Raw genomic sequence first — 22476 nt, forward strand, 5'->3', positions numbered from 1 at the left:
GCGCGCGCCTATCTCACAGGCGAGACTGGCCCGAAACAGATGTGGGAGCGGGCTTGCCCCGCGAAGCGCCGCGCGGGCGGCGCTCGATTTCCGCCCCACCACAAAACCGTCGCCAAACCCGAAACTGTCACCGCTGTCAGCCAGCCGTCATGCTGCCGACCCTCTCCGGGGGCTATAAGCTTGAGTACAGACAACCGTCTCCCCCTTCTGGCCAAGGTGCCCGCCCCCGATGCGACGTCCGTCCCGCTCTGTCACCCTTGCCGCCTTGGCGCTGCTCATTCTGGTAGCGCTGGGCGTCTGGTTCAGTCAGCGTCAACCAGCGCCCGCCCCCCGCGCCCAGGCAGCGATCCCCGTGCGCGTGGTCAGCGTCACCCAACAAGACGTGCCGCGCTATGCCAGCGCCATCGGCTCGGTGCTGTCGCTGCACAGCGTCGAAATCCGCGCACAGGTGGAAGGCGTGCTGACCCAGGTGCTGGTCAAGGAAGGCCAATGGGTAAAGGAAGGCGACCTGCTGGCCACCCTCGACGACCGCTCGATCCGCGCCAGCCTCGACCAGGCGCGCGCGCAGCTCGGGCAGAGCCTGGCGCAGATCCAGGTCGCCGGTGTCGACCTCAAGCGCTACCGCCTGCTGAGTACCGATGACGGGGTATCCAAGCAAACCCTCGACCAGCAGCAGGCCCTGGTCAACCAGTTGCAGGCCACGGTCAAGGGCAACCAGGCCGCCATCGCCAACGCCGAAGTACAACTGTCCTACACGCAGATCCACTCACCGGTGACCGGCCGGGTCGGTATCCGTAACGTCGACCCCGGCAACCTGGTACGCAGCAGCGACACCCAGGGCCTGTTCAGCGTGACCCAGATCGACCCGATCGCCGTCGAGTTCGCCCTGCCGCAACAGATGCTGCCCACCCTGCAAAGCCTGCTCAAGGCGCCCAGCCCGGCGCTGGTGCAGGCCTACATGGACGCCGACGGCGAACGCAGCCTGCTCGGTGAAGGCCACCTGGCGCTGATCGACAACCAGATTTCGGCGACCACGGGCACGGTGCGGGTAAAGGCCGAATTCGACAACAAGGATGGGCGCCTGTGGCCCGGCCAACTGGTCACCGTTCGCTTGCGCACGGCAATGCAGGAGAATGCCCTGGTGGTGCCGCCCCCCGTAGTGCAGCGCGGCGTCGACGGCCACTTCGTGTACCGCCTGGACGGTGACAAGGTGACCAGCGTGCCGGTCAACGTGCTGTACCAGGACAGCGGGCTGAATGTCATCGCCGGGGTCAAGGCAGGCGAGCGCCTGGTGCTCGACGGCCAGTCGCGGCTCAAGCCTGGGTCGCGGGTCGAAGTCACCACCGATGCGCCGGCCCCCGCAGAAATGGCCGACGGCCGGAGCCAGCCATGAACGCGCGCAACGGGGTTTCGGCCTGGTGCATCGACCACCCGATCGCTACCTTGCTGCTGACCTTCGCTCTGGTGATGCTGGGGGCCATCGCCTTCCCCCGCCTGCCGGTGGCACCGCTGCCCGAGGCCGACTTCCCGACCATTCAGGTCACTGCCCAGTTGCCAGGGGCCAGCCCGGAAACCATGGCCTCGTCGGTGGCCACGCCGCTGGAGGTGCAGTTCAGTGCCATCCCCGGCATGACCCAGATGACCAGCAGCAGCGCGCTGGGGTCGACCAACCTGATTCTGCAGTTCACCCTCGACAAGAACATCGACACGGCGGCCCAGGAAGTCCAGGCCGCGATCAACACCGCCACTGCCCGCTTGCCGCAAGACCTGCCCAACCCGCCGACCTGGCGCAAGGTCAACCCGGCCGACAGCCCGGTGCTGGTGCTGACTGTCAGCTCGAACCAGATGCCCGGCAATGACCTGAGCGATTACACCGAAACCCTGCTGGCACGCCAACTGAGCCAGATCGACGGGGTCGGCCTGATCAATATCACCGGGCAATTGCGCCCCGCCATCCGCGTGCAGGCGCAACCGGAGAAGCTGGCAGCCATCGGCCTGACCCTCGCCGACCTGCGCCTGGCCATCCAGCAGACCAGCCTCAACTTGGCCAAGGGCGCGCTGTACGGCGAGCACAGCGTGTCGACTCTCGCGGCCAACGACCAGCTGTTCCACCCCGAGGACTACGCCCAACTGATCGTCTCGTACCGCGACGGCGCGCCGGTGCACCTGCGCGACGTGGCCAAGGTGATCAACGGCGCCGAAAACGCCTACGTCAAGGCCTGGTCCGGCGACCAGCCTGGGCTGAACCTGGTGATCTTTCGCCAGCCCGGCGCCAATATCGTCGACACCGTGGACCGGGTACTGGCGGCCCTGCCCAAGCTGCAGGAAATGCTCCCGGCTTCGATCGAGGTGTCGGTCCTGCAGGACCGCACCCAAACCATCCGCGCCTCGCTGCACGAAGTGGAGCTGACCCTGATGATCGCTGTGGCCCTGGTGATCGGGGTCATGGCGCTGTTCCTGCGTCAATGGTCGGCGACCCTGGTGGTGTCCAGCGTGCTCGGGGTGTCGCTGATTGCCAGTTGCGCGCTGATGTACGTACTCGGTTTCAGCCTGAACAACCTGACCCTGGTGGCCATCGTCATTTCGGTGGGGTTCGTGGTGGACGATGCCATCGTCGTGGTGGAAAACATCCACCGCCACCTCGAAGCGGGGGACGACAGCCGCACGGCGGCACTCAAGGGCGCCGGCGAAATCGGCTTCACCGTGGTGTCGATCAGTTTCTCGCTGATTGCCGCATTCATCCCGCTGCTGTTCATGGGCGGGGTGGTCGGGCGCCTGTTCAAGGAGTTTGCCCTGACCGCCACGGCCACCATCCTGATTTCGGTGGTGGTCTCGCTGACCCTGGCACCCACCCTCTGCGCGTTGTTCATGCGCCGCCCGGCCGGCGAGCAGCACGGCGGCTTTGGCGAGCGCCTGGTGAGGTGGTACGAAAAAGGCCTGAACCACGCCCTGGCCCATCAGCGCCTGACCCTCGGCGTGTTCGGCCTCACTCTGGCCCTGGCCGTGGTGGGTTACGTGGCCATCCCCAAGGGCTTCTTCCCACTGCAGGACACCGGCTTCATTCTCGGCACCAGCGAAGCGGCAGCGGACGTGTCGTACCCTTCGATGATCGAAAAGCACCAGGCCCTGGCCAAGATCATCGAGGCTGACCCGGCCGTGCGTGCGTTTTCGCACTCGGTCGGCGTCACCGGCAGCAACCAGACCATCGCCAATGGCCGCTTCTGGATCGCCCTCAAGCCCCGCGGCGAGCGCGATGTCTCGGCCAGCGAGCTGATCGACCGGCTGCGGCCCAAGCTCGCCCAGGTGCCGGGCATCGTCCTGTACATGCGCGCCGGCCAGGACATCAACCTCAGTTCCGGCCCGTCGCGCACCCAGTACCAGTACGTGCTCAAGAGCAACGACGGCGTGGCACTGAACCTGTGGACCCAGCGCCTGACCGACCGCCTGCGTGAAAACCCGGCACTGCGCGACCTGTCCAACGACCTGCAACTGGGGGCCAGCGTCACCCGCATCGACATCGACCGCCAGGCCGCCGCGCGCTTCGGCCTGACCACCACCGACGTCGACCAGGCACTGTACGACGCCTTCGGCCAACGGCAGATCAGCGAATTCCAGACCGAGACCAACCAGTACAAAGTGATCCTCGAACTGGACGCGCGCCAGCGTGGCAAGGCCGAGAGCCTCAACTACTTCTACCTGCGCTCGCCCCTGAGCAACGAGATGGTGCCGTTGTCCGCCGTGGCCCACGTTGCCGCGCCCAGCACCGGGCCGCTGTCGATCAGCCACGATGGGCTGTTCCCGGCTGCCAACCTGTCGTTCAACCTGGCCCCGGGCGTGGCCTTGGGCGATGCGGTGAGCATCCTGGAGCGCACCCAGCGCGAACTGGGCATGCCCGACTCGATCAGCGGCAACTTCCAGGGCGCGGCCCAGGCCTTCCAGAGCTCGCTGTCGAGCCAGCCGTGGCTGATCCTCGCCGCCCTGGTGGCGGTGTACATCATCCTCGGGGTGCTCTACGAGAGCTTTGTCCACCCGCTGACCATCATCTCGACCCTGCCCTCGGCGGGCCTGGGCGCGCTGATCCTGCTCTGGGCCATGGGCCAGGACTTCAGCATCATGGGCTTGATCGGCGTGGTGCTGCTGATCGGCATCGTCAAGAAAAACGGCATCCTCTTGATCGACTTCGCCCTTGAAGCCCAGCGCCATCACGGCATGACGCCCGAGCAGGCGATCCACCAGGCCTGCCTGACGCGCTTTCGGCCGATCATCATGACCACCCTGGCCGCGCTGCTCGGCGCGGTGCCGCTGATGTTCGGTTTCGGCGCCGGTGCCGAGCTGCGCCAACCGCTGGGCATTGCCGTGGTCGGCGGGTTGCTGGTGAGCCAGGCCCTGACGCTGTTCACCACCCCAGTCATATACTTGGCCCTGGAGCGCCTGTTCCATCGCCGTCGGGCCGCCAACGCGGCCGCGCCAAGTGCCAGTTGAGACAAGACCATGCGTGTGCTGATCATCGAAGACGAAGAAAAAACCGCCGATTACCTGCATCGCGGCCTCAGCGAGCAAGGCTTTACCGTGGACCTGGCGCGTGACGGCATCGACGGCTTGCACCTGGCCCTGGAAGGTGACTATGCGGTAATCGTGCTCGACGTGATGCTGCCGGGCCTGGACGGCTACGGCGTGCTGCGCGCCTTGCGGGCGCGCAAGCAGACGCCGGTGATCATGCTGACCGCCCGCGAGCGGGTCGAAGACCGCATCCATGGCCTGCGCGAAGGGGCCGATGATTACCTGGGCAAACCCTTTTCCTTCCTCGAACTGGTCGCCCGCCTGCAGGCCCTGACCCGCCGCAGCAGCAGCCACGAACCGCTGCAGATACAGGTCGCCGACCTGTGGATCGACCTGATGGCACGCAAGGCCAGCCGGGCCGGCCAACGCCTGGACCTGACCGCCAAGGAGTTCTCGCTGCTCAGCGTGCTGGCCCGCCGCCAGGGCGAAATTCTGTCCAAGACCGCGATTGCCGAGCTGGTCTGGGACATCAACTTCGACAGTGACGCGAATGTCGTCGAAGTGGCGATCAAACGCCTGCGCGCCAAGCTCGACGGGCCATTCGACCACAAGCTGCTGCACACCATCCGAGGCATGGGCTATGTCCTGGAAAACCGTGCGGGCTAACTCCATCGCACTGCGCCTGTCGGTGCTGTTCATCCTGGTGGCAGTGAGCGTGTTCCTGCTGATCGGTACGGCGCTTTACCGCCAGGTCGATCGCAGCCTCGACCTGCTGCCGGCCGCCGAACTGGATGCGCGTTTCAGTGTGCTGGAGTCCACCCTCAACCGTTTCGGCACGGCCGATCACTGGGCCAAGGTCAGCAACAAGCTCAACCTGCTCAGTGAAGAGGACAAGCGCATCCGCTTCTGGGTGGTCAGCAGCGACCCGGCCTACGACTATGGCCACCCCAGCGAGCTGGTTCGCGCATTTGCCGAAGGCCCGCCGGGCATGCGCGACCTGCGCCTGCCCGGCCAGCCCTACCCTTACAAGGTGCTGGTCAGCGAGTTGCCGGCGCTGGCTGAGCGCCCACCGCTGCGCTTTCTGATCGGCATCGACACCGAGACCTTCTGGCAGGCGCAGCACAGTTTGCTGGTGGCCATCGTTGGCTTGGCGGTGCTCGGCGTGCTGCTGGCCTCGGTGCTCGGCTACTGGGTGGCACGCATCGGCCTGCGCCCGTTGCTGGCACTGTCCAACGAAGCCCAGGCATTGGCGCCGCCACGCCTGGACGGGCGCCTGCAAACCCACGACCTGGCCCCGGAACTGGCGCAGTTCGCCGGGGCCTTCAACGCCGCGCTCGACCGGGTCAGCCAGGCCTACTCACGGCTGGAGGCGTTCAACGCCGACGTCGCCCACGAGCTGCGCTCGCCGCTGACCAACCTGATTGGCCAGACCCAGGTGGCACTGACCCGCGGCCGCAGCGCCGAGCACTACTTCGAAGTGCTGCAATCGAACCTCGAAGAGCTGGAGCGCCTGCGCAGCATCATCAACGATATGCTGTTTTTGGCCAGCGCCGACCAGGGCAGCAAGGCCACCGCACTGACCCAAGCCTCGCTGGCCGAGGAAGTGGCGACCACGCTGGACTACCTGGACTACATCCTCGAAGACGCACAGGTCCGCGTCGCGGTCAGTGGCGATGCCCAGGCGCCCATCGAGAAAGCCCAGCTGCGCCGGGCGCTGATCAACCTGCTGAACAATGCCGTGCAGCACACCGCGCCCAACCAGGTGATCCAGGTGCGGATCGACAGCGGGCCGAGCCAGGTCAGCATCGCCGTGAGCAACCCGGGGCCGGCGATCGAAGATGCACACCTGCCGCTGCTGTTCGAGCGCTTCTATCGGGTGGATGCAGCGCGCAGCAACAGTGGGGGTGGCAACCATGGTTTGGGCTTGGCTATCGTCAAGGCGATTGCGTTGATGCATGGCGGCGAGGTTTTTGTACGCAGCGAAGCAGGCGCCAACACCTTCGGCATTCGCCTGCCAAGCGCTCAACTGCGCGGGTTTGCCGCAGAAGCCTGAGCTTTCGCCGCATGATCGTTACCTTTTGCGCAACAGTGCTTATCGTACTTCGCTCTGTTTCAAGTGCCCTGAAGGGACTAACTTTAGCCCTGTCCTCATTAGCACTTGCATCGCAAGAAGGTAGTTTCAAATGTCCAACAGTATGGGTATTGCCAGCGTCTTCGTCCTGTCTTCCCTGTTGTTGTCGCCCCTGGCCATGGCCGAAGAATCCCCGGCTTTCGTCGCCCGTAATGCAGAGCTCGCCGCCGTCCATCAAGAGGCCCGCGACGCTGTAGCCGCACAACAGGCCGATGCCGTAAAAGACGCAAACCAGACCGCTTCCAAGGTGTCCAGCGACGCCAATGCCGACAGCTGATCGGCCGCCGTACCTGCTCCCGTTTTCCCTTGGCTACGCCATGGGCACCTTAGGTGCCGATATGTTAGCCTTTTAAAGCCGCTGCCAATCAGCGGCTTTTTTTATGTGTTTTAACTATCAGCCCGGCGGTAACGTCACCCATAAGAAAGTTGCACATTCAAAAATAAAAACTGCCCCACCGTCAGACCAAAGGAGCTAGTACCGGTGCCTTCCGCGTTTCGTTTTACCCCGTTGTTCATTGCATTGACTGCAACGATACCTTTCGCCGCCCAGGCAGATGAAGACAAGGCTGATGGCTTCATCGAAGGGTCTTCCCTGAACCTGCATTTTCGTAATGCCTACTTCAACCGCGACAACCACAATGCCGGCGCGCGCGACACCCGCGAGTGGGGCCAGGGCGCAGTGGCGCGCTTCGAGTCGGGCTATACCCCCGGCGTGATCGGCTTCGGCGTGGACGCCCATGCCATGCTGGGCCTCAAGCTCGATGGCGGTGGCGGCCATGCTGGCACCAGCATTCTGCCGCAGCATGTGAAGGACGACGGCGAACTGGGCGCGGCCCCGCATTCGTTCTCTACCGCAGGTGCAGCAGTCAAACTGAAGGGTTTTGACACCGAGCTGAAGGCCGGTGACCTGTTCCTCACCAACCCGGTGATCGCCGGTGGCGAAACCCGCATGCTGCCGCAGACCTTCCGCGGTGTGAGCCTGACCAACACCAGCATCGACGGCTTGCTGCTCGAAGGCGGCCAGGTCAGCTTCACCAAGCCGTACAACCAGAGCGGCCACCGCCGCATCGACACCTACTACGGCTCGCTGGACGAACACGACAAGAGCAAGCACCTGAACTGGGCCGGCGCAGCGTGGAGCGGTAGCGAAAACATCACCGCCAACCTGTACGCCGCCGAGCTGAAGGACATCTGGAACCAGTATTACGCCGACTTCGACTACACCTATGTGGTCAACGACCTGGTCAGCCTCAACCCGGGTGTGCACTTCTATCACACCCAAGACACCGGCCAGGCCCTGCTGGGCAAGATCGACAACAACACCTACAGCGTGCACTTCACCGTCAACGCCGGGTTCCACAGCGTCACGGCTGCCTACCAGCGGGTCAATGGCGATACGCCGTTCGACTACATCAACCTGGGCGACAGCGTGTACCTGGACAACTCGCGCATGTACTCGGACTTCAACGCGCCCAACGAGCGCTCGTGGAAGCTGCAATACGGCTACGACTTCGCAGGCCTGGGCATCCCCGGCCTGAGCACGACGCTGTCGTACTCGCGCGGCGAGGCAGACCTGACCAAAGCCGACCAGAACAACACCCACTACGACTACTACCGCGCCGATGGCAAGAATGCCATGCACTGGGAGCGTGACCTGGACGTGAAATACGTGTTCCAGGAAGGCGACTTCAAGGACCTCTCGGTGCTGGTGCGTTACGCCGCCCACCGGGGCAGCCAGGGCTATGCGTCGATCGACAGCAACAGCGACAACGACGAACTGCGGGTGATCGTCGATTATCCGTTGAACGTGTTCTGACCCACCTATTTTTTGATTTAGCAGGGACCGTGTGGGAGCGGGCTTGCCCCGCGAACACCGGCGAAGCCGGTGCCACGCCTCGCGTAGGGCCATTCGCGGGGCAAGCCCGCTCCCACAGGACTGGCAACGGCACCGCGTGATTCCGTCGGACAAATCTTGTCCGACAATCCCCAGTTCCCTAGAATGGCGCCGCCGCGAATGGCCCTGCCTCAGCAGTAGCGAGCATGCTCACCCGATCACCGCGTTTCGCACTCTACAGGTCGCACCCCGAGCTGATCCTCAACCTGGGCAGTTGCCTTGCCGTGCTCGCCATCGTGGCCATCGTCAGTTACCTGCTGGCCCGTGAGCGCGAAAGCGTCGAACTGTCGGCCATCCGCGCCTCCAACAACATCGTCCAGCTGATCGAAAGCGACATCCTGCGCAACGCCGAACTTTACGATCAGTCGTTGCAGGGCTTGATCTGGGCGGTCGGGCGCAAGGAACTGCCGGAGATCCCCGGTGCGCTACGCCAACGCCTGTTGTTCAATGAAGCGTTCGTCGACCGCAAGCGCGGTGACGTGCTCTGGCTCGACAAGCAAGGCAACGTGGTGGGCGATTCCACCAGCACCGTACCGCGCAAGGCCAACTTCAGCGACACCGGGGTGTTCCAGGCACATTTACACAATGCCGACCTCGGCTTGCTGGTTGGCCCTCCGTTCAAGGCCAGGCTGGGCGACCTGGACTGGTGCATCAGTTTCAGCCGGCGCATCTCCGGCCCCGATGGCGAGTTTGCCGGCCTGGTGGCGGGCGCCCTGCGCCTTTCGTACTTCAGCGAACTGTTCAAGCGCCTAGACATCGGCGATGACAGCAGCATCAACCTGTTCAATACCGACGGCCAACTGCTGGCCCGCCAGCCCACGCGCCCGCAAGACCCGCTGATCGGCACCCTCTATGCCGAGCGGCCCAACTTCAAGCGCATCCTTGGCGAGCGCAGTGGCAGCTTCACTGCCCGCTCCGCCACCCACGGCACCTCACGCATGTACACCTTCGCCCACGTGGCCGACTTGCCACTGATCGTGTTGGTAGTGCACTCGGCCGACGAAGTGTTCCAGTCGTGGCGGCGTACCGCGATTGTGATTGGCGTGGCCACGGGCGTGCTGTGCATGGGCCTGCTCTGGCTGACCTTGTTGCTGGGCCGCGAACTGCGCCGTCGCCACGAGGCCGAGCAGGGCCTGGCGACACTGGCCGCCACCGATAGCCTGACCGGCCTGGCCAACCGCCGTCGGCTGGATCAGGTGCTGCGCCTGGAGTGGGCGCGCGCGCAGCGCAACCACAAACCGTTGGCAGTGCTGATGGTGGATGTGGACCATTTCAAAGCGTTCAACCAACGCCACGGCCATGCCGGGGGTGACCATGCACTGCGTGAAGTAGCCAAGTGCATCGAGGCCTGCATCAGGCGGCCGGCGGACCTGGCGGCGCGTTATGGTGGGGAGGAGTTTCAAGTGATCTTGCCCGAGACCGATCTGGCCGGGGCGCGGCTGCTGGCCGAACGTATTCGCAGCAGCGTGGCGGCGCTGGCGCCGTTTGCCAATGACACCCGCGCAGTGACGGTGAGCATCGGCATAGGCCTGTACGAAGCAGGCCCCCAGCACGATCTGGCGAGCGTACTGGGGGCTGCGGACGAGGCGCTCTACCGGGCAAAGGCCAATGGCCGCAACCGGGTAGAGGGGCCTACGCGTTAGGAACGGGCGCGGGCTGCGTTACGCAGTGCCTTGACCTGGTCGTGGTTACGCTGCACACCTTGCAGCTGTTTTTCCACCAGGGCGTAGCTCGGATCGCTGGCAGCACGGCCCAGTTTGACCAGTTTCTCACGGGCTTCCTTGTAGGCTTTCAGGGCATGATCCTCGCCCCGCTCGACCTCATTCAGCACGGCCTCTTCATCCTTGCCGGTGACCATCGCCTTGAGGTTGACCCAGCCACGGTGCAGGTCACCGCTGATGCTGGTGGATGTCTCAGGGTCGCCACCCAGGCGGCGTACTTCGCTTTGCAGCTCGCCGGCGGCGTTGCCACATTCACCGGCACGCTGGACGAAGAAGGCTTTCAGCTCGGGGTTTTTCACATCTTCGGCCGAGGCCTTGAAGCCTTTTTCGCCATCCTTGCTGTATTCGATCAAGTCGTTGAGCACATCGATCACGTCTTTGTTGGGGTTGCTCATGTTCACGAACTCCTTGGCAGGTGATAGTCATCTGTAATGGAGCAGCGTTCGTGCCAACCTTTGTTTTAGAATTAAATCCTTTTAAATCAATTACTTAAATAATAGCCCAGCCATGCTCGAAGCGGCGTTCTGCATGATTGCCGCTTTGGCCTTCGTGCAGATTGCAGTATGGTCGGCGCTTTTCCACAGCCAGGTGCGCCGATGAAACCGGAAACCCTCGAACTGCTGGTCACCCGGACCATGCCCTTTGGCAAGTATCAAGGCCGCATCATTGCCGACTTGCCGGGTGACTACCTGGCCTGGTTTGCGCGCAAGGGCTTCCCGACCGGGGAACTGGGGGGGTTATTGGCGCTGATGCATGAAGTCGATCATAACGGGCTGATGGACTTGCTGGAGCCGTTGCGGCGCAAACATCAGCGGTAGGCAGGGGGGCTGCTGCGCAGCCCCAGAACGCTCGATTACCCCTTCACCGGCACCACTGCCAACTCCACCTGCTCACGCTTCTTGATCACCGCGTACACCACGGCCGTCAGCAGGCTACCCGCCACGATCGCCAGCAGGTACAGCAACGCATGGTTGATCGCGTTGGGGATCAACAGCACGAACAGGCCCCCGTGCGGTGCCATCAGCTTGCAGCCGAAGTACATCGACAACGCACCGGTCAAGGCCCCCCCGGCGACACTGGCCGGGATCACCCGCAGCGGGTCCTTGGCGGCAAACGGGATGGCGCCTTCGGAAATGAAGCACAGCCCCAGGGCCAGCGCGGCCTTGCCCGCCTCGCGTTCGCTCTGGGCAAACTTGTGCCGGGCGATAAAACTGGCAATCCCCAGCCCGATCGGCGGCACCATGCCGGCAGCCATGGTCGCCGCCATGGGGGCATAGCTCGACGAGGCCAGCAGGCCCACCGAAAAGGCATAGGCGGCCTTGTTGATCGGCCCGCCCAGGTCCACGCACATCATGCCGCCAAGCACCAGCCCAAGCAGGATGGCGTTGGTGGTGCCCATGCTGTCGAGAAACTGCGTCAGCCCTTCGAGCATCGCCGCCACTGGCTGACCGACCACATAAATCATCACCAGGCCAGTGAACAGGCTGGCCAACAGCGGAATGATAAGGATCGGCTTGAGCGCCTCCAGGCTGCTTGGCAGCCTCGCCCAACGTGCAATGGCCTTGGCGCTGTAGCCGGCGAGAAACCCTGCAATGATGCCGCCGATGAAGCCAGCCCCCAGGGTGCTGGCCAACAGACCACCGATCATGCCGGGCGCCAGGCCTGGGCGGTCGGCGATCGACCAGGCGATGTAGCCGGCCAACAGCGGCACCATCAGCTTGAACGCCGCCTCGCCGCCAATCTGCATCAAGGCCGCCGGCAAGGTGCCGGGCTCTTTGTAGGCTTCGATACCGAACACGAACGACAACGCGATCAACAGGCCGCCGGCTACCACCATCGGCAGCATGAACGACACCCCGGTGAGCAGGTGCTTGTACACCCCCGTCTTCTCACCCTTCCCGGCGCTGGCAGCCGCAGCGGCATCGGCGGCATGTTCGACCTTGGCTTCGGCCAGGGCCTTGTCCAGGGTGGCGCCAGCCTGCTTGAGGGCGATGCCGGTGCCGCAGCGGTAGATGCGCTTGCCGGCGAAACGCGCCGTGGGCACTTCGATGTCGGCGGCCAGCAGCACCACGTCGGCCTCGGCGATGGCTTGGGCGGACAGTGGGTTACGCGCGCCTACCGACCCTTGAGTCTCCACGGTAAGTTGGTAGCCCTGCTGCTGCGCGGCCTGCTGCAAGGCCTCTGCGGCCATGAAGGTGTGCGCGACGCCGGTCGGGCAGGCAGTCACCGCGACGATCCGCGTGCCAGCGCCACTCACCGCGACCGGGCTGCCGGGCACCTCGGCCAACAGCTGGGCCTTGGCCGCCGCCTCGTCGAGGAAACCCTCGCGGTCGGCCAACGCCTGGGACGGTGTGCTCTGGTACACGCGCTTGCCGACAAAACGGGCCAGGTCCACTGGCCCGGTGCTGACCACCAATACCCAGTCGGCTTCGCTGATCTGTGCCGGCGTCAGCTGCCGCTCGGGGTGCTCGGCGTCCTCCACCTCGACGCTGGTGCTCCAGCCACGACGCTGGGCAGCTGCAGCCAGCAGACGCGCGCTCAGCACGCTGGACACCTGGCCGTTGGGGCAGGCGGTGACAATGGCAATGTTCATCGGCAACCCTCTTGTTGTTCTGTCACTTGCACGCCCGCTTCCAGGCGTGCCAGTTGCTCGCGGTCACGAATGCCGAAACCGACCTGGGTCACGGCCTGGGCGGCGATGGCGGTGGCTCGGCGCAAGGTCTGCGCGGGCGCCTCGCCAAGCAGCAGGCCATGGACCATGCCCGCCACCAGCGAATCCCCCGCGCCCACGGTGCTGGCAACCCGTACCTTGGGCGGCTGGGCATGAAGGGCCAGGTCGCGGGCGAACCAACTGACGCCCTGCTCGCCGGCGGACACCACCACATGCTCGATGCCACTGGCCAGCAGGTGCTCGGCCGCCGCGCGTTGCTGCGCCGGGCTTTGCAGCACCAGGCCAAGCACCTCGCCAAGTTCCTCGGTATTGGGTTTGACCAACCACGGCGCGCATTGCAGGCCGGCACGCAGCGCTTCGCCACTGCTGTCCAGGGCAATTTTCAGGCCCTGAGCCTTCAGTTGTTCGAGCAACTGGCGGAACCACTCAGGGCTGATACCGCGGGGCAGGCTGCCGGCAACCACCACCGCATCATGCCCAGGGGCGACCTGCTCCAGCCGCCGCAGCAACGCAACGCGGGCGGCCTCATCGACCTCTGGCCCCTGGCCGTTGATGTCGGTCACGCGGCCATCGGCTTCGACCAGCTTGATGTTGCTGCGCGTCTCGCCCGCTACACGGACAAAGCAATCGGTAAAACCACGCCAGTCGATCAAGGCTTCGAACGGCTGCAGGTTGCCCTGCCCAAGGAAGCCGCCAACGGTGACGCTGTGGCCCAGATCGGCCAGTACCTGGGCGACGTTCAGCCCTTTGCCGGCGGCATGGCTGTGCTGCGCCTGGCTGCGATTGACGTGCCCTGGGCGCAAGGTATCGAGGCCGATGGTGATATCAAGCGCCGGGTTCAGGGTGAGGGTGAGGATCTTGGCCATCAGTAACGCTCCACCAGCGCGCGAACCGCCGCGGCGCTGTCTTGTTGCAAGGCTTCGCGCGCCAGGGCGCGGGCCGTCTGGTGATCGGCCTGGCGGACCAGGGCCTTGACTTCGGCAATGCTGCGGGCGGCGACGCTCAACTCGTCAACGTCCAGGCCAAGCAGCACGGCGACCGCCTGCGGGTCGGCGGCCAGCTCACCGCACACGCCCACCCACTTGCCTTCGGCATGGGCAGCGCGCACGGTCATGTCGATCAGGCTCAACACCGCCGGGTGCAGGCCGTCGGCCTGGGCCGACAGGCTCGGGTGGCCACGGTCGATGGCCAGGGTGTATTGGGTCAGGTCGTTGGTGCCGATGCTGAAGAAGTCCACTTCACGTGCCAGCTGCGGCGCCAGCAGGGCCGCCGAGGGCACCTCGACCATGATGCCCAGTTGCAGGTCGGCCACCGGAATTTCCTCACGCAGGCGCTCGACCATGGCCCGCGCTTCACGCCATTCGTGCACCTGGCCGACCATCGGGAACATGATCCGCAGCGGGCGCTGGTCGGCCGCGCGCAGCAAGGCGCGCAGCTGGTCTTCCATCACCTGTGGGCGCTGCAAGGTCAAACGCACACCGCGCACGCCGAGGAAGGGGTTGTCTTCGGCAGCGATCGGCCAGTAAGGCAGCGGCTTGTCGCCGCCGACATCCAGGGTGCGCACCACCAGCGGCCGCCCACCCAGGCCATCGAGCACGCGGCGGTACTCGGCTTCCTGGGTGGCCACGTCCGGCGCCTGGGGGTGGGCCATGAAAATCAGCTCGGTGCGCAGCAAGCCGACGCCTTCTGCGCCCTGCTCCACGACCTTGTCGATACCGCTGCTCTCGCCGATGTTGGCAAAGACTTCGACGGCATGGCCATCACGGGTGATAGCCGGTTCATGACGGTTGGCCCAGGCCGCTTGCAGGCGCTGCTCACGCTGGTCGCGCTCGGCCAAGGCGCGTTGCAGCTCAGCGGCGGCTGGCGCGATGTTCACCACACCGCGTTGCCCATCGAGCAACAATGGCGTGCCGCCATCGAGCAGCAGAATCGCTGCACCGGCGCCGACCACCGCCGGTATGCCCAAGGCGCGGGCGACGATGGCACTGTGAGCAGTCGCCCCGCCCTGGGCGGTGACGATGCCGGCGACCCGGCTTGGGTCCAGCCTGGCCACATCGGAGGGGCCGACCTCGGTCATCACCAGTACATAGGGCTGGTCGGGCTCAACCTGCGCTTGCACGCCGCACAACTGGGCCAGCACGCGGCGGCCGATGTCGCGCAGGTCGGCGGCACGCTCGGCGAGCAAGGCGTCGTGCAGCGACTCCTGCTGCCGGGCGGCCGCCTCGATCACCGCCATCCACGCCGCAGGGGCGCTCTCGCCCTGGGCCAGACGCTGCTCGACATCATCGGCCAACGCCGGGTCGGCGAGCATTTCCTGGTGGGTGACGAAGATCTCGCCGATGGCCTTGTCGCTGCGCTGGACCAGCGTTTGCAACTCGCCGTTTACCGTTGCCAGGGCCTCGCGCAGCTTGACCCGTTCCTGGGCGGGGGACTCACCGCGCAGCGGGTAGTCGATGTCGCGCTCGACGCAGACGTGCGCCGGGCCACTGGCAATGCCGGGGGCCGCGCCGACGCCCTGAATTCGGCTACCTGCGGCGGGTGCCTGCAGCACCTCCTGCGGCGGGACGGCAACCGCTGCAGCGCTTTGCGGCAGCGGCTCGACGTCCTCGCCCAGGCCCTGCTCGATGGCCGCCAGCAGCACCGGCAGCGCATCAGCGGCAATGCCGGGTTCGGCAATCAGTTCCAGCTCCTGACCACGACGGGCACCGAGGCTGAGCAACTTGCTCAAGCTCTTGACCGACACGGCGGGTTGCGCGCTGTCGGTCAGGCGCACACGGACTTCGCCCTCGAACCCCTTGGCCAGTTGTGCCAGCACCTTGGCCGGGCGGGCATGCAAACCATGCGAGTTGGCCAGCACGATGCGCGCGCTGGGCCAATCTGCCGGCGCCTCGCCGCCCAGCACCTGCAGCACCGCGCGGCTGCTGGTGGCCTGGTAGAGCATCTGCCCGCGCCCTTCGATCAGCACTTCGCACAGGCGCTCGAGCAAGGCCTGATGGGCAGCGCCGAGGCTTGCCAGGCAGAACAGGCCGTTGAGCGGTTGGTCGCGGTAACGCAACGGTTGCTGCGGGGTAATGAATGCCAGGCCAGGCTGGCGCACCTGGCGCTCGCTGTGCAGCCACCACAGGCCCTCGCCCAGTGGCAGCGGCTCGGCCTGTTGCAGCACGGCGGCAAAGCCACTGTCGACGCAACCGGCGCGCTGCAGCAGGCGCGCACCGCGCCAGGCCAGTTCGTCGAAGTCTTCGGCCGGCAGGTTCAGGCCGACCAGTTGCGCATCCAGCGCCAAGGCTTGCGGCGCACCTTGCAATAACTTGAGCAAGGCCTCGGCAGAGCTGGCCCGGCGCAGCGCTTCGGCGAGGTCGGTCTCGCCCAGGGCGCGGGTCAGCAGTTGCAGCAAGCGCAAGTGTTCGTCAGAGCGGGCAGCGATACCGATGGCCAGGTAGACCACCTGGCCATCGCCCCAGTCCACACCCTCGGGGAACTGCAGCAAGCGCACCCCAGTGGTATGCACCAGGTCGCGAGTCTGCGGGGTGCCGTGGGGGATGGCAATGCCCTGGCCGAGGAAGGTCGAGCCCTGCGCCTCACGGGCCTGCAGGCCTTGCAGGTAACCCTCGGCGACCAGGCCGTCGGCAACCAGTTGGTCCGCCAGCAGGCGCAATGCCTCGGCCTTGTCCGCGGCCTTCTGGCCCATGGCTATCTGCCCTGTGGCGAGCTCGAGCATGACCTTCTCCTTTTACAGTGCCCAAAGTCGGGTACTGAGGTTATTGTTGTGAAATTCACGAAAACGGCCAGTTCAACAGCCTTGCACAGGCGGCAGCCAAGGCAGAATATTTGGCAGCTGAAACGTTTAACCTGACCAGGCGGCCACGTTACTCGATAATCTCCCCAGGAAAAAGCCCCATCCTGTCGGACAATTGCGACAATGGTCGTCTGCGCGCGGCGGCAACTCCGGGTCAAACTACCCGGTCAGGCCTCGCAGCCAGCCCCGGTAATAATAAGGAAAATTCGGTGAAACTCAGCGATATCGCCCGTCTGGCCGGTGTGTCCGTGACCACTGCCAGCTACGTCATCAATGGCAAGGCCGAACAGCAGCGCATCAGCAGCGGCACTGTCGAGCGTGTGCGCGCGGTGGTCGAGGCCCATGGCTTCACACCCAACCCGCAAGCCGCCGGCCTGCGCAGCCGACACACCCGCACATTGGGCTTCATTCTCCCTGACCTTGAGAACCCCAGCTACGCGCGCATCGCCAAGCAGTTGGAACAAGGCGCCCGCGCCCGGGGCTATCAACTGCTGATTGCCAGCAGCGATGACCAGCCCGACAGCGAGCGCCAGCTGCAGCAACTGTTCCGCGCCCGCCGTTGCGACGCCCTGTTCGTCGCCAGCTGCCTACCGGTGGAAGACGACAGCTACCGTGAACTGCAGGACAAGGGCATGCCGGTGATCGCCATTGACCGCCGCCTGGACCCAGCGCACTTCTGCTCGGTCATCAGCGATGACCGCGATGCCAGCCGCCAGTTGGCGGCCAGCCTGCTAAGCGCTGCCCCGCGCAGCATCGCCCTGATCGGCGCGCGCCCAGAGCTTTCGGTCAGCCAGGCCCGTGCCGGCGGCTTCGACGAAGCGCTGCAAGGCTATGCCGGTGAAGTGCGGCGTTACCAGGGCGAGGCATTCAGCCGCGAATGCGGCCAACGCCTGATGCAGCAACTGATCGACGAGCAAGGGGGGTTGCCCGATGCCTTGGTCACCACTTCCTACGTGCTGCTGCAAGGGGTGTTCGACACCCTGCAGGCGCGCCCCGCCGACTCGCGCCAGCTGCAGCTGGGCACCTTCGGTGACAATCAACTGCTCGATTTCCTGCCGCTTCCGGTCAATGCCATGGCCCAGCAGCACGGGCTGATTGCGGCCACCGCACTGGAGCTGGCCCTGGCTGCAATCGAGGAAAAACGCTACGAACCCGGCGTACACGCCATCGGTCGAACCTTCAAGCAACGGATCACAGCGGGCTGAGCATGCGCCTGATCGACACCCACACCCACCTCGACTTCCCCGACTTCGATGCCGACCGGCCGCGCCTGCTGGCCAACGCGGCGGTGCGAGGGGTTGAACGCATGGTGGTGCTGGGGGTGTATCAGGCGAACTTCCAGCGGGTATGGGACCTGGCCTGCGCCGAGACGCAGGTGTTTGCAGCCCTTGGGCTGCATCCGGTCTATCTTGACCAGCATCGCCCCGAGCACCTCACGCAACTGCGCGACTGGCTGGACCGCCTGCGCGGCGACCCGCGCCTGTGCGCTGTGGGTGAGTTCGGGCTGGACTACTACCTCGAAGCACTGGACAAGGGCCGCCAACAGGCGCTGTTCGAGGCCCAGTTGCAACTGGCCTGCGACTTCGCACTGCCCGCCTTGCTGCATGTGCGCCGCAGCCACGCCCAGGTGATCGCCACGCTCAAGCGCTACAAGCCGGCGCGGGCGGGGGTGATCCATGCGTTTGCGGGCAGCTACGAAGAAGCACGTGAATACATCAAGCTCGGGTTTCGCCTTGGCCTTGGCGGGGCAGCCACCTGGCCCCAGGCGTTGCGGCTGCGCAAGACCCTGGCACGGCTACCGCTGGAGAGCGTCGTGCTGGAGACCGATGCGCCGGACATGGCCCCGGTGATGTACCCGGGTGAGCGCAACAGCCCGGAGCACCTGCCTGAGATCGCGGCGGCGCTGGCGCAGGTGATGGGGGTCGATGTCGAGCAATTGGCCGCTGCCAGCAGCCGTAATGCCTGCGAGCTGTTTGGCTGGTAGCCAGCTACCTGGGTAGGCTCAGACCAGCACCGTCCACAAGGCGAACCCGGCATACCACAGCACCGCGCAGCGCAGCAGCAACTCCCACAGGCTGTCCAACCGGCTCAACCCACGCTGGCTGTCTTCTTCCTCGGGAATATCGTCGGCAATCCGGCCGACCCGGGCCACCAGGTGCCCGGCGCTGATGTGCCAGTTGAGCAGTTCGTGGAGCATGACGCGGGTGACCGCGACGAAATTGCCGACCAGCGCGAAGCTCAAGGCCAGCACCCGCACCGGCAGCCAGTCCATGATGTGCCGCAATTGCTCGGCACGCGCCTTGAGCGCGGGCTGATTGCTGTGCTCGCCGCACAGCGCCAGCAGGCGATAGGCCAATGCAGCACCGGGGCCGAGCACGAAATACCAGAAGATCACGGCAAAGAAGCTCTGGTAAGCCTGCCACAGCAAATAGCCCTGCACGCGCACCAGCAGGCTTTGCGGTTCGTCGGCCACCAGGCCCAGATCGCGCTCGGCAACGTGCAGGGCGGCCTGATCATCACCGCGCCGCCAGGCATCGCGAAACGGCCCCAGCGCCGCCTTCGCATCGCCGCGGCCCAGGCTGTAGACCAGCACCAGCAGGTGTACCGGCAATGCCAGCAGGCCATAGGCCACCGGCTCCAGCACATGCAGCAGCAGTACCAGCACCGCTACCGGCGCCAGCACCAGAATGGCCAGCGTCCACCACGGCTGCACCTTGCCGCTGCGCTCCAGGCGCACCATTTCGCCCAGGAAAAAACCATCGCGCTGTACTTGATGGCGCAGTGCCGAGAACTTCTCGACCCACAGCGCCAGCAGCAGAACCAGAAAACTCATGGGTAATCCTCGTTATCCTTCACGGTTTGGCGATAGCGGCCCCAGTCAAATGCCGGGCCTGGGTCGGTCTTGCGCACCGGCGCAATGTCGCTGTGGCCCTGGATGCGCGCCAGGCCGATGACCGGCCAGGCGTTGCGGATCTGCCGGGTAAGCTGCGCCAGCGTGGCGTACTGGGCATCGGTGTAAGGCAGGTCGTCAGTGCCTTCGAGCTCGATGCCGATGGAAAAGTCATTGCAGCCTTCACGCCCGTCGAAGCTGGAGACGCCAGCATGCCAGGCGCGGTCGAGCAATGACACGAACTGGGTCACGGCACCATCGCGCTCGACGAACAGGTGCGCCGACACCGTCAGCTGGCAGATGCTCTGGAAATAGGGGTGCTCATTGGCGTCCAGGCGGTTCTGGAAGAACTCCTGAACCTTGCCGGTGCCGAAACACGCGGGCGGCAGGCTGATGTTGTGGATCACCAGCAGGGAAATCGACTCGCCCTCGGGGCGCGCGTTGAAGTTCGGCGAAGGGCAGTGGGTGATTCCGTGGAACCAGCCGGTGGCACGGTCCAATTGCATGGTGGCAGATCCTGAAAAACGCCGGGTACAGAACAGCAGTATGCCCTGCGGGCGAGGCCGTTTGCATGTGAATCATTGTAAGGGGGTCAATGCACCTGCTGTTGCCGCAGCCCTTCAAGCACCGACGCCAGCGCCCGTTCGAACAGCAAGCCGTCATCGAGCACACGCGCATCCCCCCGCTGCAACGCCTGGGCCAGGCTGCCAGTGCTCCATTCTCGCACCTTCATGCCCGTGCGATTGGCAAAGATCAGCCGATCATTGCTGTCGATACGTGCCACCAGCTTGCAGCGCAGTGTGTCGTCTTCATCGAACACCTCGACCCAGGTGCCGATACGCAGGCGCTGAACCTGGCGCAGTTGCGCGGCGAACCCATCGGCAATGTGCAAGGGCGCACAGGCCGGCTCTTCGGCGAGGGCCAGGACGATGTCCTCGGCTACCCGTACCTCTTGCAACGCCGGGTGGTCATCGGCCAATGGCGGTACGCAAGCCGAGCAGGCACGCAGGTGCAATTGCTCCAGTTGCTGGAAGAAGTCGCGGGTGGCGGACGAGTCCAGCGCCACGCCAGCCAGGCCTTCACGCAAGGCCTTGAGCAGGCCTGGCACCTGTTGCAGCAGTTGCTCGCAGGCCTGGTGCGGGGCAATGCTGACGAGCAGGGTGTCCATGGTGGCCAGGGCATCACGCCACACCTGCGAGCCTTCGCCCTGCTTGAGCCACGCCAGCAGCAGCACCTGGCTCCAGGCCTGCACCAGCATCTGTACCACCACCTGCGGCAACACCCGCCCGCGCAGACGCTGGTTGAGCACCTGCTGCACCCGCAGGCGGGCCTGCAAGGTGCGCGCCCGGCCCTCTTCGGCGTCTCGGGTGCGCTGCTCGAGCAGCTCGTTACGGCGGCGCTCGTCGTGGCTGAAGGCGAGGAATTCGTCGAGCAGTTCGGCGAACAGGCACGCGTCCTCGGTGTAATCGTTGAGCAGGCGCTGAATGATTCGCTCCACCCGCAGATGCAAACTGTCGCGCAGGCCCTCACCGCCTTGCTCCCAGCCGATCGCAGCAGCAGCGATCTCGTTGAGCAGGCGGCGGGCCGGGTGGCTGGCACGGCTGAACAATCCCTTGTCGAGCAGCGCGACCTTGAGCAGCGGGATATGCAAACGCGCAATCAGCGCCCGCAGGCTGGGCGGCAGGTTGTGGTCATTGTGGATATAGCCGAACAGCAGGCCGACCAGGTTGATCATGTCTTCATCGGCGGTGGCGATGCGCCGGCGGGTGCCACTGCGCACACTGACGCGCAACAGCAGTTGCTCAAGCTGCTGGCCGAGTTCGAAGTCATCTGCCGCTTGGGTGGCGGGTACATAGTGTTGCAGGTGCGAGAGCAGGCGCAGCAGGTCGCCGGTGCTGATCGGCTGGGCAGCGGCCACAGCCTGCAAACGCGGTGCGATCTGCCCACGCGACGGGGCCAGCAGTGCCTGCAGCGAAGCAAAAAACGCTTGCCCCGCACTGTCCGCGCCCACCTGCCCCTGTGCCTCCAGGTTTGCCGGCCGGCGCCCGGCACTCATGCGCCGGTCCTCGGCACGCCGACGCGGCGCAGGTTGCAACTCGGGCAGCACGCCGGCGGCGGCCAGCAACTGGTTGGCCTCCGCGTAAAGCACATCCACATCACGCAGCACGTAGCGCTCGAAGAGCTTGAGCAACACCAGCTTCACCCGCAGACCGACCCCCAGGTTGCGGCCCGCTTCGAGAAAATAACCGCACAGGGCAGCAGGCCCGACCGGGTTCTGCTGCTCCGCTACAGGGCGATCGAGCAAGGCCTGCAAGCGCAGGCCCAGTTGCTGGAGGGCAATGCCGTCACGCGAGAGCACCCGCGCGACCATCCCTTCAAGCGCCGATGCGCGCTCCAGTTGCGCCTTGCTGGCTGCGCTTTGCGTTTCACCCAGGCACCCCAAGGGGTCAACCTTGCCGATGCTGGCGAAGGTGTCGTAGAAGGTATCGAGAAAGCCCCGCTCGATGCTTTTGCGCTTCAGGCGCAAGTCGCGCATCGCTTCAAAATACAGGTTCTGGTCGCAGCGCTCGAAGGCCTTGTCGGCCATCTCGAACAGGGTGTCGTCGGCGTTGTCGAACAAGGCTTGCAGGCCTTGGCGCAATTGCAGTGCAGCCTTGTCGCGCACTTGCAGGAGCAATACCGGAAGGCAAGGCAGAGGCGTGCGCGCCCCTCTGTCGATGGCTGCCGCCAGCGGCACCACCTTGCCTTCTTTATGCATCCCGAACTCCTTGCAGGCTCGCTTGCCCGAGCGGGCAATAATTCGTCAAAGCTATGACGCCAAATACTGGGCACCATTATCGGCAAAAAATCTGATAGCTGCCAGCGCCGTTTCG

Annotated in this window: 17 protein-coding genes; 10 read left to right on the forward strand and 7 right to left on the reverse strand. The window is 65.2% G+C overall.

Annotated elements, in window-relative coordinates; translation table 11 throughout:
• Positions 1-229: 229 nt before the first annotated feature.
• From PC358_RS16755 to PC358_RS16785, 7 genes are all read left to right on the forward strand, one after another.
• The gene (locus PC358_RS16755; RefSeq protein WP_033701243.1) at positions 230-1393 is read left to right on the forward strand and encodes an efflux RND transporter periplasmic adaptor subunit; all 1164 of its coding nucleotides are present in this window, start codon (positions 230-232) and stop codon (positions 1391-1393) included.
• Entirely contained in the window at positions 1390-4482 is a 3093-nt protein-coding gene (locus PC358_RS16760; protein ID WP_033701244.1) for a multidrug efflux RND transporter permease subunit, read from the forward strand. The genes PC358_RS16755 and PC358_RS16760 overlap by 4 nt, the downstream gene beginning before the upstream one ends.
• A gap of 9 nt (positions 4483-4491) precedes the next feature.
• Positions 4492-5166 (forward strand): heavy metal response regulator transcription factor, encoded by a 675-nt coding sequence (locus PC358_RS16765; RefSeq protein ID WP_033701245.1) that lies wholly within the window; start codon positions 4492-4494, stop codon positions 5164-5166.
• Positions 5141-6553, forward strand: a complete 1413-nt coding sequence (locus PC358_RS16770) for a heavy metal sensor histidine kinase (protein ID WP_033701246.1) — start codon at positions 5141-5143, stop codon at positions 6551-6553. Before PC358_RS16765 ends, PC358_RS16770 begins: the two co-directional genes overlap by 26 nt.
• 130 nt (positions 6554-6683) lie before the next feature.
• The gene (locus PC358_RS16775; RefSeq protein ID WP_033701248.1) at positions 6684-6908 is read left to right on the forward strand and encodes a hypothetical protein; all 225 of its coding nucleotides are present in this window, start codon (positions 6684-6686) and stop codon (positions 6906-6908) included.
• A gap of 204 nt (positions 6909-7112) precedes the next feature.
• Positions 7113-8447, forward strand: a complete 1335-nt coding sequence (locus PC358_RS16780) for an OprD family porin (protein WP_033701249.1) — start codon at positions 7113-7115, stop codon at positions 8445-8447.
• Positions 8448-8671: 224 nt separating this feature from the next.
• Complete coding sequence (locus tag PC358_RS16785; protein ID WP_033701251.1) at positions 8672-10168, forward strand: sensor domain-containing diguanylate cyclase; 1497 nt, start codon at positions 8672-8674, stop codon at positions 10166-10168.
• On the opposite strand, the gene PC358_RS16790 is transcribed toward PC358_RS16785, so the two are convergent.
• Positions 10165-10641: a ferritin-like domain-containing protein gene (locus PC358_RS16790; RefSeq protein WP_033701252.1), complete on the reverse strand. Its 477-nt coding sequence runs from the start codon at positions 10639-10641 to the stop codon at positions 10165-10167. The genes PC358_RS16785 and PC358_RS16790 overlap by 4 nt on opposite strands.
• Before the next feature lie 201 nt (positions 10642-10842).
• Between PC358_RS16790 and PC358_RS16795 the strand changes: the two genes are divergently transcribed.
• Positions 10843-11064: a DUF3820 family protein gene (locus PC358_RS16795; RefSeq protein ID WP_033701255.1), complete on the forward strand. Its 222-nt coding sequence runs from the start codon at positions 10843-10845 to the stop codon at positions 11062-11064.
• Positions 11065-11099: 35 nt separating this feature from the next.
• Here the strand turns inward: PC358_RS16795 and PC358_RS16800 are convergent, their stop codons facing one another.
• The 3 genes from PC358_RS16800 to ptsP are packed head-to-tail and all read right to left on the reverse strand — an operon-like array spanning position 11100 to position 16635.
• Positions 11100-12839: a PTS fructose-like transporter subunit IIB gene (locus tag PC358_RS16800; RefSeq protein ID WP_033701257.1), complete on the reverse strand. Its 1740-nt coding sequence runs from the start codon at positions 12837-12839 to the stop codon at positions 11100-11102.
• Entirely contained in the window at positions 12836-13783 is a 948-nt protein-coding gene (pfkB, locus tag PC358_RS16805) for a 1-phosphofructokinase (protein WP_033701258.1), read from the reverse strand. The genes PC358_RS16800 and pfkB overlap by 4 nt, the downstream gene beginning before the upstream one ends.
• Entirely contained in the window at positions 13783-16635 is a 2853-nt protein-coding gene (gene ptsP / locus PC358_RS16810; RefSeq protein ID WP_033701259.1) for a phosphoenolpyruvate--protein phosphotransferase, read from the reverse strand. The genes pfkB and ptsP overlap by 1 nt, the downstream gene beginning before the upstream one ends.
• 287 nt (positions 16636-16922) lie before the next feature.
• On the opposite strand from ptsP, the gene cra reads away from it, so the two are divergent.
• Both cra and PC358_RS16820 read left to right on the forward strand, forming a co-directional pair.
• Positions 16923-17918 carry a catabolite repressor/activator gene (gene cra / locus PC358_RS16815; protein ID WP_033701260.1) on the forward strand — a complete coding sequence of 332 codons (996 nt, stop codon included), beginning with the start codon at positions 16923-16925 and terminating at the stop codon, positions 17916-17918.
• A 2-nt stretch (positions 17919-17920) separates the two neighbouring features.
• Positions 17921-18697: a TatD family hydrolase gene (locus PC358_RS16820; protein WP_033701261.1), complete on the forward strand. Its 777-nt coding sequence runs from the start codon at positions 17921-17923 to the stop codon at positions 18695-18697.
• 18 nt (positions 18698-18715) lie between these two features.
• On the opposite strand, the gene ampE is transcribed toward PC358_RS16820, so the two are convergent.
• The 3 genes from ampE to PC358_RS16835 form a co-directional block, all read right to left on the reverse strand.
• Positions 18716-19546, reverse strand: coding sequence for a regulatory signaling modulator protein AmpE (gene ampE / locus PC358_RS16825; RefSeq protein WP_033701262.1), 831 nt, complete (start codon positions 19544-19546; stop codon positions 18716-18718).
• A complete protein-coding gene (gene ampD / locus PC358_RS16830) occupies positions 19543-20109 on the reverse strand; it encodes a 1,6-anhydro-N-acetylmuramyl-L-alanine amidase AmpD (RefSeq protein ID WP_033701263.1) in 567 nt (188 codons plus the stop codon). The genes ampE and ampD overlap by 4 nt, the downstream gene beginning before the upstream one ends.
• Positions 20110-20195: 86 nt before the next feature.
• Positions 20196-22361, reverse strand: a complete 2166-nt coding sequence (locus PC358_RS16835) for a DUF1631 domain-containing protein (RefSeq protein WP_033701264.1) — start codon at positions 22359-22361, stop codon at positions 20196-20198.
• Positions 22362-22476 lie beyond the last annotated feature (115 nt).

This window comes from Pseudomonas capeferrum, assembly GCF_000731675.1.
In the GTDB taxonomy this organism is placed as follows: domain Bacteria; phylum Pseudomonadota; class Gammaproteobacteria; order Pseudomonadales; family Pseudomonadaceae; genus Aquipseudomonas; species Aquipseudomonas capeferrum.